Genomic DNA, 17,776 nt, shown 5'->3' with positions numbered 1-17,776 from the left:
CGTGGCTCTCACCGGACGCACCGCGCTCCTCGCGGCTCTTGGCACTCTCCCCGTCGGCGTCTACGCCCCCGGCTGGGCGGGGATCCTTGCCGTCAACGCACCGCTCTCGATAGCAATTCTGTGCGACTACGCCCTGGCCGCACCAGTGCGAACGCTCCGATTCACCCGAAGTGGTGATACGTCTGTTCGACTCGGCGAAAGCGCCGAAGTCCATCTCACCGTCACCAACCCGTCGGGGCGCAGGCTCCGCGCCCATCTGCGTGACGCCTGGCCCCCCAGCAGCTGGTTCACCGGAACCGAACAGGCGGCGTCCCGGCACAAGCTGACCGTTCCGGCAGGGGAACGCCGACGGCTCACCACGTCCCTTCGCCCCACGCGCCGCGGCGACCGCCGTGCGGAACGCGTCACTGTGCGCTCGTACGGCCCCCTGGGCCTGGCGGCCCGCCAAGGCAACCATGACGTCCCGTGGACGGTGCGGGTCCTGCCGCCGTTCACCAGCCGCAAGCATCTGCCGTCCAGGCTCGCCCGACTGCGCGAGCTGGATGGCCGCACCAGCGTGCTGACCCGCGGCGAAGGCACCGAATTCGACAGCCTCCGCGAATACGTGCCTGGGGACGACACCCGGTCCATCGACTGGCGTGCCACCGCCCGTCGCTCGTCCGTCGCCGTACGGACCTGGCGCCCCGAACGTGACCGGCACATCCTTGTCGTCCTCGACACCGGCCGCACATCGGCCGGCCGGGTCGGCGACGTCCCCCGCCTCGACGCGGCCATGGACGCCACACTCCTCCTCACAGCGCTCGCCTCACGAGCGGGCGACCGTGTGGACCTCCTCGCCTACGACCGTCGTGTACGCGCACAAGTCCAGGGCCGTTCCGCGGGTGATGTCCTGCCGACGATGGTCAACGCGCTCGCCCCGCTCGAACCGGAGCTCGTCGAGACAGATGCCCGCGGTCTCAGCGCGGCCACGCTGCGGAACGCACCGCGCAGATCGCTCGTCGTACTCCTCACGAGCCTGGACGCCGCCCCTATCGAGGAGGGACTCCTTCCCGTCCTCCCACAGCTCACCAAACGCCACACGGTGCTTCTCGCCTCCGTCGCCGATCCGCATATCGAAAACATGAGTACGCGACGGGGCACAGTGGACGCGGTCTACGAGGCCGCCGCCGGCACTCAGGCACAGGCCCAAAGACGTCGTACGGCGGAACAATTGCAGAGGCATGGCGTCACCGTTGTGGATGCCACCCCCGAGAAACTGGCTCCAGCACTCGCGGATGCGTATCTCGCGCTGAAAGCAGCGGGACGCCTCTGATACGAGTACGAGACAAGGAGCCCGATCGCGTGTAGCCGGTGAAAACGGTCGGCTACCGCTTCGGACTTTGAAAAGTCCCGGAACGCAGAAATGCCCCGTACCGGATAACCGGCACAGGGCACTTCACACAATAATTGTTCGGCGGCGTCCTACTCTCCCACAGGGTCCCCCCTGCAGTACCATCGGCGCTGTGAGGCTTAGCTTCCGGGTTCGGAATGTAACCGGGCGTTTCCCTCACGCCATGACCACCGAAACACTGTAAAACAACAACCAACCGGATAACACACAGCTGTTCATTGTCTCAGAACTAACACAGTGGACGCGAGCAACTGAGGACAAGCCCTCGGCCTATTAGTACCGGTCAACTCCACCAGTCACCTGGCTTCCATATCCGGCCTATCAACCCAGTCGTCTACTGGGAGCCTTAACCCCTCAAAGGGGGTGGGAGTCCTCATCTCGAAGCAGGCTTCCCGCTTAGATGCTTTCAGCGGTTATCCCTCCCGAACGTAGCCAACCAGCCATGCCCTTGGCAGAACAACTGGCACACCAGAGGTTCGTCCGTCCCGGTCCTCTCGTACTAGGGACAGCCCTTCTCAAGACTCCTACGCGCACAGCGGATAGGGACCGAACTGTCTCACGACGTTCTAAACCCAGCTCGCGTACCGCTTTAATGGGCGAACAGCCCAACCCTTGGGACCGACTCCAGCCCCAGGATGCGACGAGCCGACATCGAGGTGCCAAACCATCCCGTCGATATGGACTCTTGGGGAAGATCAGCCTGTTATCCCCGGGGTACCTTTTATCCGTTGAGCGACGGCGCTTCCACAAGCCACCGCCGGATCACTAGTCCCGACTTTCGTCCCTGCTCGACCCGTCGGTCTCACAGTCAAGCTCCCTTGTGCACTTACACTCAACACCTGATTACCAACCAGGCTGAGGGAACCTTTGGGCGCCTCCGTTACCCTTTAGGAGGCAACCGCCCCAGTTAAACTACCCATCAGACACTGTCCCTGATCCGGATCACGGACCCAGGTTAGACATCCAGCACGACCAGAGTGGTATTTCAACGACGACTCCACCCATACTGGCGTATGAGCTTCAAAGTCTCCCACCTATCCTACACAAGCCGAACCGAACACCAATATCAAACTGTAGTAAAGGTCCCGGGGTCTTTCCGTCCTGCTGCGCGAAACGAGCATCTTTACTCGTAATGCAATTTCACCGGGCCTATGGTTGAGACAGTCGAGAAGTCGTTACGCCATTCGTGCAGGTCGGAACTTACCCGACAAGGAATTTCGCTACCTTAGGATGGTTATAGTTACCACCGCCGTTTACTGGCGCTTAAGTTCTCAGCCTCGCCAACCCGAAGATTGACTAACCGGTCCCCTTAACGTTCCAGCACCGGGCAGGCGTCAGTCCGTATACATCGCCTTACGGCTTCGCACGGACCTGTGTTTTTAGTAAACAGTCGCTTCTCGCTGGTCTCTGCGGCCACCCCAAGCTCAAGGAGTAAATCCCATCACCCAGTGTGGCCCCCCTTCTCCCGAAGTTACGGGGGCATTTTGCCGAGTTCCTTAACCATAGTTCACCCGAACGCCTCGGTATTCTCTACCAGACCACCTGAGTCGGTTTAGGGTACGGGCCGCCATGAAACTCGCTAGAGGCTTTTCTCGACAGCATAGGATCATCCACTTCACCACAATCGGCTCGGCATCAGGTCTCAGACACATGTTGCACGGATTTACCTGCACAACGCCCTACACCCTTACCCCGGGACAACCACCGCCCGGGCTGGACTACCTTCCTGCGTCACCCCATCGCTTACCTACTACCACCTCGGTTCAGCGGCTCCACCACTCCCCTCAACTCCGAAGAGATCAGGGCGGCTTCACGGCCTTAGCATTAATGGATTCGATACTGGGCGTTTCAAAGCGGGTACCGGAATATCAACCGGTTGTCCATCGACTACGCCTGTCGGCCTCGCCTTAGGTCCCGACTTACCCTGGGCAGATCAGCTTGACCCAGGAACCCTTAGTCAATCGGCGCACACGTTTCCCACGTGTGTATCGCTACTCATGCCTGCATTCTCACTCGTGAACCGTCCACCACTGCCTTCCGGCGCGGCTTCACCCGGCACACGACGCTCCCCTACCCATCACAACAGGCGTTAGCCCTATATGCTGCAATGACACGACTTCGGCGGTACGCTTGAGCCCCGCTACATTGTCGGCGCGGAATCACTTGACCAGTGAGCTATTACGCACTCTTTCAAGGATGGCTGCTTCTAAGCCAACCTCCTGGTTGTCTCTGCGACTCCACATCCTTTCCCACTTAGCGTACGCTTAGGGGCCTTAGTCGATGCTCTGGGCTGTTTCCCTCTCGACCATGGAGCTTATCCCCCACAGTCTCACTGCCGCGCTCTCACTTACCGGCATTCGGAGTTTGGCTAAGGTCAGTAACCCGGTAGGGCCCATCGCCTATCCAGTGCTCTACCTCCGGCAAGAAACACACGACGCTGCACCTAAATGCATTTCGGGGAGAACCAGCTATCACGGAGTTTGATTGGCCTTTCACCCCTAACCACAGGTCATCCCCCAGGTTTTCAACCCTGGTGGGTTCGGTCCTCCACGACCTCTTACAGCCGCTTCAACCTGCCCATGGCTAGATCACTCCGCTTCGGGTCTTGAGCGCGCTACTATATCGCCCTATTCGGACTCGCTTTCGCTACGGCTACCCCACACGGGTTAACCTCGCAACACACCGCAAACTCGCAGGCTCATTCTTCAAAAGGCACGCAGTCACGACCGTATGTGCAAGCACACACGGCGACGCTCCCACGGCTTGTAGGCACACGGTTTCAGGTACTATTTCACTCCGCTCCCGCGGTACTTTTCACCATTCCCTCACGGTACTATCCGCTATCGGTCACCAGGGAATATTTAGGCTTAGCGGGTGGTCCCGCCAGATTCACACGGGATTTCTCGGGCCCCGTGCTACTTGGGTGTCGCACAAACGAGCCGTACAGATTTCAGCTACGGGGGTCTTACCCTCTACGCCGGACCTTTCGCATGTCCTTCGCCTACCCATACGGTTTCTGACTCGCCCAACAGCCGGCAGACTGCTGAAGTACGATCCCACAACCCCTGAAACGCAACCCCTGCCGGGTATCACACGTCACAGGTTTGGCCTCATCCGGTTTCGCTCGCCACTACTCCCGGAATCACGGTTGTTTTCTCTTCCTGAGGGTACTGAGATGTTTCACTTCCCCTCGTTCCCTCCACACTGCCTATGTGTTCAGCAGCGGGTGACAGCCCATGACGACTGCCGGGTTTCCCCATTCGGACACCCCCGGATCAAAGCTCGGTTGACAGCTCCCCGGGGCCTATCGCGGCCTCCCACGTCCTTCATCGGTTCCTGGTACCAAGGCATCCACCGTGCGCCCTTAAAAACTTGGCCACAGATGCTCGCGTCCACTGTGCAGTTCTCAAACAACGACCAGCCACCCGCCACCCCACTCTCACGAGCGAGTACACCGGGACCGGCACATGAAGGGCGAGCAACGCTCGCACCCTCAGACACCCAACAGCGCGCCCCACACAGTCCACCAGCAAGAATCACGTTCCACGCCGAAGCAGTACTAGCAACCCTCACCAACAGACTGTGCCGAATAGTCAACGTTCCACCCATGAGCTGACCACCGTCGGACATGCGCCGACGAAGTGGCTCTCGACCCCGAAGGGTCTAGATGCTCCTTAGAAAGGAGGTGATCCAGCCGCACCTTCCGGTACGGCTACCTTGTTACGACTTCGTCCCAATCGCCAGTCCCACCTTCGACAGCTCCCTCCCCACAAGGGGGTTGGGCCACCGGCTTCGGGTGTTACCGACTTTCGTGACGTGACGGGCGGTGTGTACAAGGCCCGGGAACGTATTCACCGCAGCAATGCTGATCTGCGATTACTAGCAACTCCGACTTCATGGGGTCGAGTTGCAGACCCCAATCCGAACTGAGACCGGCTTTTTGAGATTCGCTCCGCCTCACGGCATCGCAGCTCATTGTACCGGCCATTGTAGCACGTGTGCAGCCCAAGACATAAGGGGCATGATGACTTGACGTCGTCCCCACCTTCCTCCGAGTTGACCCCGGCAGTCTCCTGTGAGTCCCCATCACCCCGAAAGGCATGCTGGCAACACAGAACAAGGGTTGCGCTCGTTGCGGGACTTAACCCAACATCTCACGACACGAGCTGACGACAGCCATGCACCACCTGTACACCGACCACAAGGGGGCGACCATCTCTGGCCGTTTCCGGTGTATGTCAAGCCTTGGTAAGGTTCTTCGCGTTGCGTCGAATTAAGCCACATGCTCCGCTGCTTGTGCGGGCCCCCGTCAATTCCTTTGAGTTTTAGCCTTGCGGCCGTACTCCCCAGGCGGGGAACTTAATGCGTTAGCTGCGGCACCGACGACGTGGAATGTCGCCAACACCTAGTTCCCAACGTTTACGGCGTGGACTACCAGGGTATCTAATCCTGTTCGCTCCCCACGCTTTCGCTCCTCAGCGTCAGTAATGGCCCAGAGATCCGCCTTCGCCACCGGTGTTCCTCCTGATATCTGCGCATTTCACCGCTACACCAGGAATTCCGATCTCCCCTACCACACTCTAGCCTGCCCGTATCGAATGCAGACCCGGGGTTAAGCCCCGGGCTTTCACATCCGACGCGACAAGCCGCCTACGAGCTCTTTACGCCCAATAATTCCGGACAACGCTTGCGCCCTACGTATTACCGCGGCTGCTGGCACGTAGTTAGCCGGCGCTTCTTCTGCAGGTACCGTCACTCACGCTTCTTCCCTGCTGAAAGAGGTTTACAACCCGAAGGCCGTCATCCCTCACGCGGCGTCGCTGCATCAGGCTTCCGCCCATTGTGCAATATTCCCCACTGCTGCCTCCCGTAGGAGTCTGGGCCGTGTCTCAGTCCCAGTGTGGCCGGTCGCCCTCTCAGGCCGGCTACCCGTCGTCGCCTTGGTAGGCCATCACCCCACCAACAAGCTGATAGGCCGCGGGCTCATCCTTCACCGCCGGAGCTTTCAACCCTCTCCCATGCAGGAGAAAGTATTATCCGGTATTAGACCCCGTTTCCAGGGCTTGTCCCAGAGTGAAGGGCAGATTGCCCACGTGTTACTCACCCGTTCGCCACTAATCCACCCCGAAAGGCTTCATCGTTCGACTTGCATGTGTTAAGCACGCCGCCAGCGTTCGTCCTGAGCCAGGATCAAACTCTCCGTGAATGATTACCCGTAATCGGGTCAGCACCACGAGAGCGGAACCACCAGCCGGAATAAGACCGGTGATTCACAGCGTCCTCGCTGTGTTACTTCAAAGGAACCCGAACCCACCGGAACACAAGTCCCGGAAGGACGGGGTATCAACATATCTGGCGTTGACTTTTGGCACGCTGTTGAGTTCTCAAGGAACGGACGCTTCCTTTGTACTCACCCTCACGGGCTTTCCTCCGGGCTTTCCCTTCGGTCCTGCTGTCTTGCGTCTCCGACTTTACCAGATCCATTCGGCGTCTTCCGCCTCGTGAATTCCAGTGACCTTTGGATTGGTCTTTTGCCTTTCGGCTTGATCCGACTTTATCAGAAACATTCGGGGCCGAATCACATCGACCTTGATGATCTGGAAGGCGAATCGAGAGGGCTCCACGGAAGTTCGTTCTCCGTCGGGAGCCGCATAGATATGTACCACCGCTCTCGAAGCTTGTCCAACTTCGAGGCAACCGTTCAAATCTACCTCCCCACCCAGACCATGTCAACAGTCTTGGCGGGGCGAAGAGGAGACTAACAGGTCAAGGACATGATCCGCACATCAGGCGGCGGTGGGGAGTTCCGCGCTTCGGTCCAGGGCCTCGACATCACCTGTCTCGCCGGCCCGCGCCGCTCGGCCGCCGAGGATGTACACATAGGCGAGAAAGAGCAGTTCAGCCGCTACGCCGATGGCGATGCGCGCCCATGTGGGCAGGCCCGAGGGGGTTACGAAACCTTCGATCAGGCCCGACACGAACAGAACCAGGGCGAGGCCTATGGCCATGCCGAGTGCGGCGCGGCCTTGCTGGGCAATCGCGGTGCGCCGGCTGTACGGCCCGGGATCGATCACTGTCCAGCCGAGGCGCAGACCCGTACCCGCGGCGACGAAGACGGCCGTCAGTTCGAGCAGACCATGGGGAAGGATCAGCCCGAGGAAGGTGTCGAGGCGGCCGGCCGAGGACATCAGCCCGATCCCGACCCCGAGATTGAGCACATTGACGAAGAGGATCGCGATCACGGGGAGGCAGAGGAACGCTCCCAGGACCAGACACATGGCGGCGGCCTGGGCGTTGTTCGTCCAGACCTGGGCCGCGAAGGAGGCCGCCGGGTGGCTGGAGTAGTACGTCTCGTACTCGCCACCAGGACGTGTCATCTGGCGCAGGTCGTCAGGGGCGCCTATGGCCGACTGGATCTCGGGGTGGGCCCCGATCCACCAGCCGATGACCGCCGCGAGAAGGGTCGAGAGAACCGCGGTCGGTATCCACCAGTACCGGGACCGGTAGACGGCCGCAGGAAAGCCCGCTGTCAGGAAGCGCACGGCGTCGCGCCAGGTGGCGCGGCGGGTGACGGTGGCGCGGGCGCGCGCCACGAGTTGGGTGAGCCGCGTGGTGATCACCGGGTCGGGAGCGGTGGACTGGATCAGCGAGAGATGGGTGGCCGTGCGCTGATAGAGGGCGACGAGTTCATCGGCCTCGGCACCGCTGAGGCGGCGACCGCGGTGCAGGAGATGGTCCAGGCGGTCCCACTCGGCACGGTGGGCTGTCACGAAGACATCGAGATCCATGGTCGGCTGCTGCTCCAGGCACTGGGTGCGTACGGTCCTCACTCCGGCGGTACCGCACTCCTGCGAGTGCAGTGCCGCGACGCGCTGCCGGTCAGCTTGGCAGACTGGTGCCTTCAGGGGCAGGGACGGCCGTCGGCGAAGGGGGAGCACCGGTGAGTGAGCTTGTGACGGGCGATGCGGTCGTACTGGGGCTGCGCCCGGCGAAGCTGCCGAGCCGGGCGCTGGCACTGGCGATCGACCTGGTGGTGGTGTGGGTCGTCTACCTTCTGGTCTCGTTCGGTCTCGCGCTGGCGACGGGCTCACTGGACGACGCGGCGATCGCGGCGCTGGCCATCGTCTCGTTCCTGCTGATTCTGGTGGGCGGTCCGATCGCGGTGGAGACGCTCAGCCACGGCCGCTCGCTGGGCAAGCTGGCCTGTGGACTGCGGGTCGTACGGGACGACGGCGGACCCATACGGTTCCGGCACGCGCTGGTGCGCGGTGCGATGGGCGTGGTGGAGATCCTGATGTCGTTCGGGGTCATCGCCTGTATCGCTTCGCTGGTGTCGGCGCGGGGGCGGCGGATCGGAGATGTCTTCGCGGGAACCCTCGTCGTACGGGAAAGGGTGCCGGCCGGGCGTATGGCGATGGTGCCGTCCCCTCCGCCGTGGCTCGTGGGACGCTTCGTGGAATTGGATCTCTCCGCCGTGCCGGATGAGCTGTGGCTCGCGATACGCCAGTACCTCACACGGATGGGGCAACTCGAGGCGGGCGTGAGCCGATCCATGGCGGAGCGGCTCGCGGACGATCTGGCGGCTCGTACGGGAGCGCCGGCGCCGGAGGGGGTTCCCGCGGGGGCCTATCTCGCGGCCGTGGTGCACGAGCGGCAGGCGCGGGACGCGCGGCGGGCCTTCGGAGGCTCCCCCGGCCCTGCGCCCGCCTCACCTGCCGTCGCTCACGTCGCTCCCGTTGCTCCCGTTGCTCCCGTCCATCCGCCGACTCATCCGCCGACGTCGGCGGATGCAGCCGCTCCGGCTCCGGCACCGAAGCCGGAGCCGCCCTCCGCGCCGGGTACCGGGGCTGAGGGGGCGCCGCGCCGTACCGGCTTCGCCCCACCCGCGTAGGCGGAGAGGCTCCTCGCGTCAGGGCATCGTCGAGGGCGGGGTTTCCAGGTCTTCGAGTTCGATGCCCGGGGCCGAGAGCACCACGTCTCCGGCGAGGTGAATCGTGTGCTGCTCACCGGTGTCGAGTGCGTTGACCTGGTACTCGTCCACGGTCAGGGGTCCGTTGTCAGTGGCGTGCGCTTCACTGTTCACCAGCGCCCAGGACTGATCGACAGTACGGGGTGCCAGGACCGGGTCCGTGAAGGCGACGAGGCGGACGCGGGTCGCCGGGGAGCCAGGAGTGAGACGCAGAAGTCGCGCTGTCGCGACGAGAAAGGCGGGGGAGGTGCCGGTGAAGGCGTGGGCGCGCACATTGCCTTCGGTGGCATGGACTCCGGTGGGGTCGGTACGGACCCAGGTGACGCCGTCGAGGGCGGCGCCGCGGATCTGCCAGCTCGCGGCATGGAGTTGCAGACGGATGGGGCGTCCGAGTTCGTCGAGGGCCAGATCGACGGAGCCGGCGTGGTCGCCGGAGGGAGTGGTGATCTGGGAGACATAGCGCCAGCCGGAGGGGCCGGGCGCGCAGTGGAAGTGTTCATCACCGAGAGGGGAGTGATCATGCTGATCATGAAGCGAATAACGGCCGCGGGGCATGGGGTCTTCCGGGTTCTTCGAGTCCTCGGCGACTGACGTTCTCCCGACGGCCGACGTTCTGCCGCGCGCTCCGCGCGCGCCATGACGCGCTCTTCCGTACGACGGAACGCGCGCACACGGGACAGGCCCCCGTCACGGGGGTGCGGGGGCCTGTCGTGTGCCGTGTACCGCCGGTACCCGCATCTGGTCGGGTACCTGCCGCTGAAGGTGCGTCAGTGGACCGTCGGCCGCCCCGGCCCGGCGGGCTGCCGGACCGGGAGGGTCAGTGGCCGCAGTGGCCGCTGGTCAGTCGCGGATCAGTAGCGGTAGTGGTCGGGCTTGTACGGGCCCGCGACATCGACACCGATGTACGCGGCCTGCTCCGGGCGGAGCGTCGTGAGCTTCACACCGAGCGCGTCGAGGTGGAGGCGGGCGACCTTCTCGTCCAGGTGCTTGGGCAGCACGTACACGTCGGTCGGGTACTCCTCCGGCTTCGTGAACAGCTCGATCTGGGCCAGCGTCTGGTCCGCGAAGGAGTTGGACATCACGAACGACGGGTGGCCGGTCGCGTTGCCCAGGTTCAGCAGACGGCCCTCGGACAGGACGATGATCGTCTTCCCGTCCGGGAAGGTCCAGGTGTGGACCTGCGGCTTGACCTCGTCCTTGACGATGCCCTCGATCTTGGCGAGACCGGCCATGTCGATCTCGTTGTCGAAGTGACCGATGTTGCCGACGATCGCCTGGTGCTTCATCTTGGCCATGTCCGAGGCCATGATGATGTCCTTGTTGCCCGTCGTGGTCACGAAGATGTCCGCGATGCCCACGACGTCGTCGAGCGTGGAGACCTGGTAGCCGTCCATCGCCGCCTGGAGCGCGCAGATCGGGTCGATCTCGGTGATGATCACGCGGGCGCCCTGGCCGCGCAGGGACTCGGCGCAGCCCTTGCCGACGTCGCCGTAGCCGAAGACGACCGCGACCTTGCCGCCGATCAGGACGTCGGTGGCGCGGTTGATGCCGTCGATCAGCGAGTGGCGGCAGCCGTACTTGTTGTCGAACTTCGACTTGGTGACCGCGTCGTTGACGTTGATCGCCGGGAACAGGAGGACACCGTCACGCTGCATCTCGTACAGCCGGTGCACACCGGTCGTGGTCTCCTCGGTGACACCGCGGATCTCGGACGCCAGCCGGGTCCACTTCTGCGGGTTCTCCGTGAGGGTGCGGTTGAGCAGGCCGAGGATGTAGCCGTACTCCTCGCTGTCCGCGGTCGACGGGTCCGGGGCCTCGCCGGCCTTCTCGAACTCGACGCCCTTGTGGACGAGGAGGGTGGCGTCGCCGCCGTCGTCCAGGATCATGTTCGGGCCGCCGGTGGGGGTGTTCGGCCAGGTCAGGGCCTGCTCCGTGCACCACCAGTACTCCTCGAGCGTCTCGCCCTTCCAGGCGAAGACGGGGACGCCCTGGGGGTTCTCCGGGGTGCCCTCGGGGCCGACCGCGATCGCGGCGGCGGCGTGGTCCTGGGTGGAGAAGATGTTGCAGGACGCCCAGCGGACCTCGGCGCCGAGGGCGGTCAGGGTCTCGATGAGGACCGCGGTCTGCACCGTCATGTGCAGGGAGCCGGTGACACGGGCGCCGGCGAGCGGCTTCGTCGCCGCGTACTCCTTGCGGATCGACATCAGGCCGGGCATCTCATGCTCGGCGAGCGTGATCTCCTTGCGGCCGAACTCGGCGAGCGAGAGGTCGGCGACCTTGAAGTCCTGTCGGTTGGCGACAGTCGTCATAACGAGCTGCTCCTCGTGAATCGGATCGAGGGTGGGTGCGTACGGCTGGCTCTACGGCGAAGGGCATACGAATGCCCGAGCGCTCGCGGGCACAGTCCGTCGGAGGCCCTCTCTCCCTCGGACGGTCCGTGGGCGGACCGCCCGACCGCCATCAGCAGCGACGTCTGGCACTGGTCACGAATCTACACCGATCGGCCCAGCGGCCCACAGTCGAACGGGGAAGAGAGGGCGACGAGATCAAGTCAAAGAGTGGTCGGACGGCCACGGAGGCGGTCCCGTCGGGGCACGCCCCTGGAAGGTCTCCCCGTGGAAGGAAGGTCTCCGTGGCAGGTCTCAGTGGGCGGCGTCCGGTGTCGGACCGCCCGGTGTCCTGCCGGGGTTGGTGCCCTCGGCGGCGGCCGACTCGCTGTAGATGTCCGGCTCCAGGTAGATCACCCGGGCGATCGGGACCGCCTCACGGATCCGGGACTCGGCGGCGTCGATCGCGCGGGCCACCTCCGCGGCGGTGTCGTCGTGCTGGACCGCGATCTTGGCCGCGACCAGCAGTTCCTCGGGGCCGAGGTGGAGCGTACGCATGTGGATGATGCCGGTGACCACGTCGTTGTCGACGAGCGCCGCCTTGATCTTCTCGACGTCCTCCGTGCCCGCGGCCTCGCCGAGGAGCAGGGACTTCGTCTCGGCGGCCAGGACCAGCGCGATCAGGATGAGAAGGACGCCGATGCAGAGCGTGCCGATGCCGTCCCAGACACCTTCGCCGGTGGCGAGGGAGATACCGACGCCGCCGAGCGCGAGGACCAGACCGACCAGTGCGCCGAGGTCCTCCAGGAGCACCACGGGGAGTTCGGGTGCCTTGGCGCGGCGGACGAACTCCGTCCAGGAGAGAGCGCCCCGGGTGGCGTTGGACTCCTTGATGGCCGTACGGAACGAGACCGATTCCGCGATGATCGCGAAGACGAGCACGCCGACCGGCCAGTACCAGGCCTCGATCTCATGGGGATGCTTGATCTTCTCGTAACCCTCGTAGATGGCGAACATGCCACCCACCGAGAACAGCACGATGGAGACCAGGAAGGCATAGATGTAGCGCTCGCGGCCGTAGCCGAAGGGGTGCTGCGGGGTGGCCTCGCGCTGCGCCTTCTTGCCGCCGAGGAGGAGCAGCCCCTGGTTGCCGGAGTCGGCGAGGGAGTGCACACCCTCCGCGAGCATCGACGACGAACCGCTGAACGCGAACGCCACGAACTTGGCTGCCGCGATCGCGAGGTTGGCGCCGAGTGCCGCCACGATCGCCTTGGTTCCGCCTGACGCGCTCATGGGTGCGTGGTGTCCCTTCCTAGGTGCTGCGGCCCTGGCGCCGCGGTACGGCGGGACATTGTTGCAGTCGTCGGCGCGGGCGGTGCATCAGACCACCACAGTGGCACGGAACACGGTGCCCGTACCGGACAGTTCGGCCTTCTCGCCCGCGGGGACGAAGACCGAGGCGCCGGGGGTCAGTTCGATGCCGTTCGCCCGGGGTGTGCCCGCCGTGCAGAGCAGGATCTGGGGGGTGTCCGCCGTGAGGTCGCGCGGTTCCACGCCCTGTGCGGGCGAGTCCTGTGCCGAGGAGTCCTGTGCGGGGGAATCTTCTGCCAAGGAGTAGCGGGACAGGCGGAATTCGTCGATGGGTGTCTCGTACAGCTCCTCGCCCGAGCGGGACGCCTCCGGGCGCAGCACCGCGGGTTCGGTCGCTTCGAAGCGCACGATCCGCAGCAGTTCGGGGACGTCCACATGCTTGGGGGTGAGACCGCAGCGCAGGACGTTGTCCGAGTTGGCCATGATCTCGACGCCGAGGCCGTTGAGATAGGCGTGCGGAACGCCCGCGCCGAGGAAGAGGGCCTCGCCCGGCTGGAGCTGTACGTAGTTGAGCAGCATGGCGGCGAGGACACCGGGGTCGCCGGGGTAGTGGTGGGCGATCGACACATACGGGGCGTAGTCACCGCCGAGACGCTCGGCCGCCGCGGCGGCCTCGGCGACGGTGATCGCCATCTCGGCGGGATCGGCGCCCAGGACGGCGGTCAGGACCTCGCGCAGCGCGGCCTCTTCGGGGTGGGCGTGGAGGATGTCGACATAGGGCTTGAGCGAGTCGACGTCCAGCCGTGCGAGCAGTTCCGCGGCCTCGGCGGGGGTGCGGAAGCCGCAGAGTCCGTCGAAGGGGGTGAGGGCGCAGATCAGTTCGGGCTTGTGGTTGGCGTCCTTGTAGTTGCGGTAGGGGGCGTCGATCGGGACGCCCCGGCTCTCCTCGTCCGCGTAACCCCGCTTCGCCTGGGCGAGGTCGGGGTGGACCTGGAGGGAGAGCGGGGAGTCGGCCGCGAGGAGCTTGAGAAGGAACGGCAGCCGGGGGCCGAACTTGCCCGCCGCGGCCACGCCGAGTTCCGCCTCGGGGTCGGCGTCGATCAGATCGGACAGCGCCTGCTCGCCGGAGCCGCGGTCGAGGCGCGACGGGGCCCCGGGGTGGGCGCCCATCCACATCTCGGCCTGGGGTTCGCCGGTGGGGGCGGTGCCGAGCAGTTCCGGGATGAGGGTCGTGGAGCCCCAGGCGTAGGGGCGCACGGTATTCGAGAGGCGGTCCATGGGGTGAGCTTTCTGGTACGTGGTGACGGCACGGGGGCGTGCTGTGACGGCGCGGGTGGGACGACGATCGCGGGTGGGACGACGATGAAGGGCGTGGGTGTGGCGGCGAAGGGTGCGGGTGAAGCGGTGCAGGGCGCGGGTGTCGTGACGCTCGCAGGTGTCGCGACAGGGGGCGCGGGTGTCGCGACGCTCTCGGGTGTCGCGACACCGAGGCCGGTGAAAGCGTGAGGGGCGTACGGGTGCTCCGGTGGAGCGGCCTCGGCCGCTCGGTGGCTCCGTGCTCCCCGGCGCCGGGTCATACGGGGGCGCCCCCGGCGAGGGCCAGATAGACCGTGGCGAAGTCGGTGACGGCGATCAGTTCGGCGAGAGCTTCGAGTTCGCTGCCTTCCTCCGGCTCCAGTTCGCTGATGGCCGTGTCATGGCCGAGGGCGAGTTCACGGGCCGCGGGGGCCGCGGTGAGTCCGCCGACCGGCCGGTCGCGGAGCAGGACGATACGGGCGCGCAGGGCCTGACGCTCCTCGACCCGGTCGCGGAAGAAGTCGTCCGGGTCGGCGCCGCCCGCGAAGTCGCCCGCGAGCAGGGCGCCATGGGCCGGAAGGGCCTCCGGAAGCTGGGCGGCGAGGGCGGGGCGGCCGGTCAGCTCGGCCAGTACGTCGGCGAACCGGCGCCCGGCCGGGGCCGCGGCCGTACCCTCCGTCCAGATCAGCGGGAGGCTGTCGGCCAGTTCGGCGGCGAGGGTCTTGGCCGGGTTGCTGTACGTCGCGATGGCGGGGCCGCAGCGCTCGGCGGTGCGGTCCAGCCGGTCGGCGACGAGTTGGAGGGTCTCGGCCGGCGCGGTCACCAGGCCGACGCGGTCCAGGAGGGAGAGCAGCGGGATGAGCAGGGCCCAGAGCGCGCCGGGGCCCGCGACCTGAGAGGCCCGTTCCTCCAGCCAGTCGTTCGGCGCGGTCGCCATCGGGAGGAGAAGGCCGCGCGAACCGTCGACCGCCTCCGTCAGCGGCGACTGACGCGGGGCGACGGCGACGACCGTGCAGCCCCGGCGGTACGCCTGTTCGGCGAGGAGCGCGAGACCCGGTTCGCTGCCCTCGGTCGTGGCGATCAGGAGCAGGTCCACCGGGCCGGCCCAGCCCGGGAGCGTCCAGCGCAGTGCGCCGGCGGCGGAGGCGACGCCGGTGGGGCGCAGCCGGGTGACGGGCGCGCTGCCACCCGCCAGGGCGGCGATCAGATCGGCGGCTCCGGTGGCGGCGGCGCCGGAGCCCGCGACCAGTACGGCGCGGGGGCGGCCCTCAGGGGTGAGCGCGGCGAGACCGGCCTCGGCGGTGTGCCGTAGAGCGGTACGCACCCGGGCTCCGGCCTCGGCCGCGCCGCGGAGCAGACCGCGGCGGTCGGCGTCGGCCAGTGCGTCGGGAGCGTCGAGCAGCGACTCGTCGAGCATGGGATGGGGCCTCCGATCGCCCGGCGCGGGACGCCGTGGCGGCGCTTGGTTGTGGCGCTGTGGGTGCGGCGCCCTGGTGTTCTCAGGCGGGGCGGCGTGCCTCGTCGACGAGGAGGACCGGAATGTCGTCCCGTACCGGATAGGCCAGACCGCAGTCCCCGGAGGTGCAGATCAGCTCGGGGGTGTCGGCGGCCGTGCTGTCGCTGAGCGGCGCGTGACAGGCCGGGCAGGCGAGGATCTCCAGGAGGCCGGCTTCGAGCGGCATGGGGGTGATGTCCCTTCGAACAGAACAGGTGGATCGGGCCACGTCAGCCTACCGCCGGGGCCCGGGGTGGGGCCCAATCCGGGGTACGGTCCCGGTCCGGACCGGTCCGGCCAGGTCCGGCCAGGTGCCGGTGCCGGCTCCGCCCGGTCACGACGGGAGCCGGTTCCGTACCGGGGGCTGCCGGGGCACGCGGCAGGCGCGGCCGGTACGGCGATCGGTACGGCGATCGGTACGGCGATCGGCCGACCAGCAGCGATGGCGCTCCGAACGGTCCGTCGGTCCCTCGGCCGGACGCTCAGCCGGTCCATCCGTGCCTGTCGCCCGGCAGGCCGGGGTCAGGCTCGGATCAAGGTGAGGGCCTCGTCCCGGATCTTGGTCATCGTCACCTCGTCGCGCGCCTCCACATTCAGGCGCAGCAGCGGTTCCGTGTTGGAGGGGCGGAGGTTGAACCACCACTCCGTACCGGTCACCGTCAGCCCGTCGAGTTCGTCGAAGGTCACGCCCTCGCGGCCCGTGAAGGCCTCGCGCACCGCCGCCGTGCGGGCTGTCTGGTCGTCGACCGTGGAGTTGATCTCCCCGGAACCGGCGTACCGGTCGTACGAGGAGACCAGTTCGGACAGCGGTCCGTCCTGGCCGCCCAGGGCCGCCAGGACATGGAGCGCGGCGAGCATGCCCGTATCGGCGTTCCAGAAGTCGCGGAAGTAGTAGTGCGCGGAGTGCTCACCGCCGAAGATCGCGCCGGTCTCGGCCATCCGCTGCTTGATGAAGGAGTGGCCGACCCGGGTGCGTACGGGAACGCCGCCCTGTTCCCTGACGACCTCGGGTACCGACCAGGACGTGATCAGGTTGTGGATGACCGTGCCGCCCGGGTGCTTCGCCAGTTCGCGCGCCGCCACCAGCGCGGTGATCGCCGACGGGGGGACGCCCTCGCCGCGCTCGTCCACGACGAAGCAGCGGTCGGCGTCTCCGTCGAAGGCCAGGCCCAGGTCCGCGCCCTCCGTCCGCACCCGGGCCTGGAGGTCCACGATGTTCTTCGGGTCCAGCGGATTGGCCTCGTGGTTCGGGAACGTACCGTCCAGTTCGAAGTACATCGGCACCACGTCGAGCGGCAGACCCTCGAAGACCGTCGGGACCGTATGTCCGCCCATGCCGTTCCCCGCGTCCACGACGACCTTCAGCGGGCGGATCGCGGAGAGGTCCACCAGGGACAGCAGATGCGCGGCGTAGTCGGTCAGGGTGTCCCGTCGCGCGGTGGTGCCCGGCCGGGCCGCCGGGGGCGGGGCGCCCGTTTCCAGCCAGCCCTCGACCAGCGTACGGATCTCCGCCAGACCCGTGTCCTGGCCCACCGGCGCCGCGCCCGCCCGGCACATCTTGATGCCGTTGTACCGGGCCGGGTTGTGCGACGCCGTGAACATCGCGCCCGGCAGGTCCAGCTTCCCCGACGCGTAGTAGAGCTGGTCGGTGGAGCAGAGCCCGATGATCGTGGCGTCCGCTCCGCGCGAGACGGCGCCCCGCGCGAAGCTCGCCGCCAGTCCGGGCGAGGAGGGCCGCATGTCATGGCCGACGACGATCGCGCGGGCCCCGGTGACCTGGACGAAGGCGGCGCCGAAGAGCTCCGCGAGCCGGTCGTCCAGTTGATCCGGGTACACCCCACGCACGTCGTACGCCTTCACGAGCTGCGACAAATCGGCCACTGCCACCCCTCCAGATGTTGCTGCCACTGCGCTCACGACAAACTACCCGTACCGGACCCCTGGCACAGATGGACCCGGGGGCCGCCCGTCGGGAGCCGCCCGCCGGG

At 66.1% G+C, this 17,776-nt stretch carries 10 protein-coding genes and 3 rRNA genes; 2 read left to right on the top strand and 11 right to left on the bottom strand.

The window, feature by feature from the left end; all coding sequences use genetic code 11:
* Position 1 precedes the first annotated feature (1 nt).
* Positions 2-1,312 carry a DUF58 domain-containing protein gene (locus OG214_RS24690; RefSeq protein ID WP_405985987.1) on the top strand — a complete coding sequence of 437 codons (1,311 nt, stop codon included), beginning with the start codon at positions 2-4 and terminating at the stop codon, positions 1,310-1,312.
* Positions 1,313-1,448: 136 nt separating this feature from the next.
* On the opposite strand, the gene rrf is transcribed toward OG214_RS24690, so the two are convergent.
* The 4 genes from rrf to OG214_RS24670 all read right to left on the bottom strand — a co-directional run bounded on the left by rrf (position 1,449) and on the right by OG214_RS24670 (position 8,178).
* A 5S ribosomal RNA gene (rrf, locus tag OG214_RS24685) occupies positions 1,449-1,565 on the bottom strand.
* Between the two features lie 78 nt (positions 1,566-1,643).
* A 23S ribosomal RNA gene (locus tag OG214_RS24680) occupies positions 1,644-4,768 on the bottom strand.
* A 300-nt stretch (positions 4,769-5,068) separates the two neighbouring features.
* Positions 5,069-6,596: ribosomal RNA gene (locus OG214_RS24675) — 16S ribosomal RNA — on the bottom strand.
* Together the 16S, 23S and 5S rRNA genes form the textbook arrangement of a ribosomal RNA operon.
* A 580-nt stretch (positions 6,597-7,176) precedes the next feature.
* Positions 7,177-8,178: a stage II sporulation protein M gene (locus OG214_RS24670; protein WP_405987607.1), complete on the bottom strand. Its 1,002-nt coding sequence runs from the start codon at positions 8,176-8,178 to the stop codon at positions 7,177-7,179.
* A gap of 152 nt (positions 8,179-8,330) precedes the next feature.
* Between OG214_RS24670 and OG214_RS24665 the strand changes: the two genes are divergently transcribed.
* Positions 8,331-9,281, top strand: coding sequence for an RDD family protein (locus tag OG214_RS24665; RefSeq protein ID WP_405985986.1), 951 nt, complete (start codon positions 8,331-8,333; stop codon positions 9,279-9,281).
* Between the two features lie 18 nt (positions 9,282-9,299).
* Here the strand turns inward: OG214_RS24665 and OG214_RS24660 are convergent, their stop codons facing one another.
* The 7 genes from OG214_RS24660 to OG214_RS24630 all read right to left on the bottom strand — a co-directional run bounded on the left by OG214_RS24660 (position 9,300) and on the right by OG214_RS24630 (position 17,675).
* Positions 9,300-9,914 (bottom strand): hypothetical protein, encoded by a 615-nt coding sequence (locus OG214_RS24660; RefSeq protein ID WP_405985985.1) that lies wholly within the window; start codon positions 9,912-9,914, stop codon positions 9,300-9,302.
* 296 nt (positions 9,915-10,210) lie between these two features.
* On the bottom strand, positions 10,211-11,668 hold the full coding sequence (ahcY, locus tag OG214_RS24655; protein ID WP_363080234.1) for an adenosylhomocysteinase: 1,458 nt from the start codon (positions 11,666-11,668) through the stop codon (positions 10,211-10,213).
* A 333-nt stretch (positions 11,669-12,001) separates the two neighbouring features.
* Positions 12,002-12,979 carry a cation diffusion facilitator family transporter gene (locus OG214_RS24650; protein WP_363080235.1) on the bottom strand — a complete coding sequence of 326 codons (978 nt, stop codon included), beginning with the start codon at positions 12,977-12,979 and terminating at the stop codon, positions 12,002-12,004.
* Positions 12,980-13,066: 87 nt separating this feature from the next.
* Entirely contained in the window at positions 13,067-14,275 is a 1,209-nt protein-coding gene (gene manA / locus OG214_RS24645; RefSeq protein ID WP_405985984.1) for a mannose-6-phosphate isomerase, class I, read from the bottom strand.
* A 295-nt stretch (positions 14,276-14,570) separates the two neighbouring features.
* The gene (locus OG214_RS24640; RefSeq protein WP_363080237.1) at positions 14,571-15,710 is read right to left on the bottom strand and encodes an SIS domain-containing protein; all 1,140 of its coding nucleotides are present in this window, start codon (positions 15,708-15,710) and stop codon (positions 14,571-14,573) included.
* 82 nt (positions 15,711-15,792) lie between these two features.
* A complete protein-coding gene (locus tag OG214_RS24635) occupies positions 15,793-15,975 on the bottom strand; it encodes a Trm112 family protein (RefSeq protein ID WP_363080238.1) in 183 nt (60 codons plus the stop codon).
* A gap of 335 nt (positions 15,976-16,310) precedes the next feature.
* The gene (locus OG214_RS24630) at positions 16,311-17,675 is read right to left on the bottom strand and encodes a phosphomannomutase/phosphoglucomutase (RefSeq protein WP_405985983.1); all 1,365 of its coding nucleotides are present in this window, start codon (positions 17,673-17,675) and stop codon (positions 16,311-16,313) included.
* Between the last annotated feature and the right edge of the window lie 101 nt (positions 17,676-17,776).

The sequence above is a fragment of the Streptomyces sp. NBC_00872 genome (assembly GCF_045161915.1).
GTDB lineage: Bacteria > Actinomycetota > Actinomycetes > Streptomycetales > Streptomycetaceae > Streptomyces.
Note: the sequence above shows the minus strand (reverse complement) of the source record. Positions and strands in the feature narration are given on the sequence as shown.

Excerpts from the sequence above, each read along its gene's own strand:
- OG214_RS24670 (WP_405987607.1), bottom strand. The coding sequence starts at position 8,178 with ATGGATCTCGATGTCTTCGTGACAGCCCACCGTGCCGAGTGGGACCGC.
- OG214_RS24660 (WP_405985985.1), bottom strand. The coding sequence starts at position 9,914 with ATGCCCCGCGGCCGTTATTCGCTTCATGATCAGCATGATCACTCCCCT.
- ahcY (WP_363080234.1), bottom strand. The coding sequence starts at position 11,668 with ATGACGACTGTCGCCAACCGACAGGACTTCAAGGTCGCCGACCTCTCG.
- OG214_RS24650 (WP_363080235.1), bottom strand. The coding sequence starts at position 12,979 with ATGAGCGCGTCAGGCGGAACCAAGGCGATCGTGGCGGCACTCGGCGCC.
- manA (WP_405985984.1), bottom strand. The coding sequence starts at position 14,275 with ATGGACCGCCTCTCGAATACCGTGCGCCCCTACGCCTGGGGCTCCACG.
- OG214_RS24640 (WP_363080237.1), bottom strand. The coding sequence starts at position 15,710 with ATGCTCGACGAGTCGCTGCTCGACGCTCCCGACGCACTGGCCGACGCC.
- OG214_RS24635 (WP_363080238.1), bottom strand. The coding sequence starts at position 15,975 with ATGCCGCTCGAAGCCGGCCTCCTGGAGATCCTCGCCTGCCCGGCCTGT.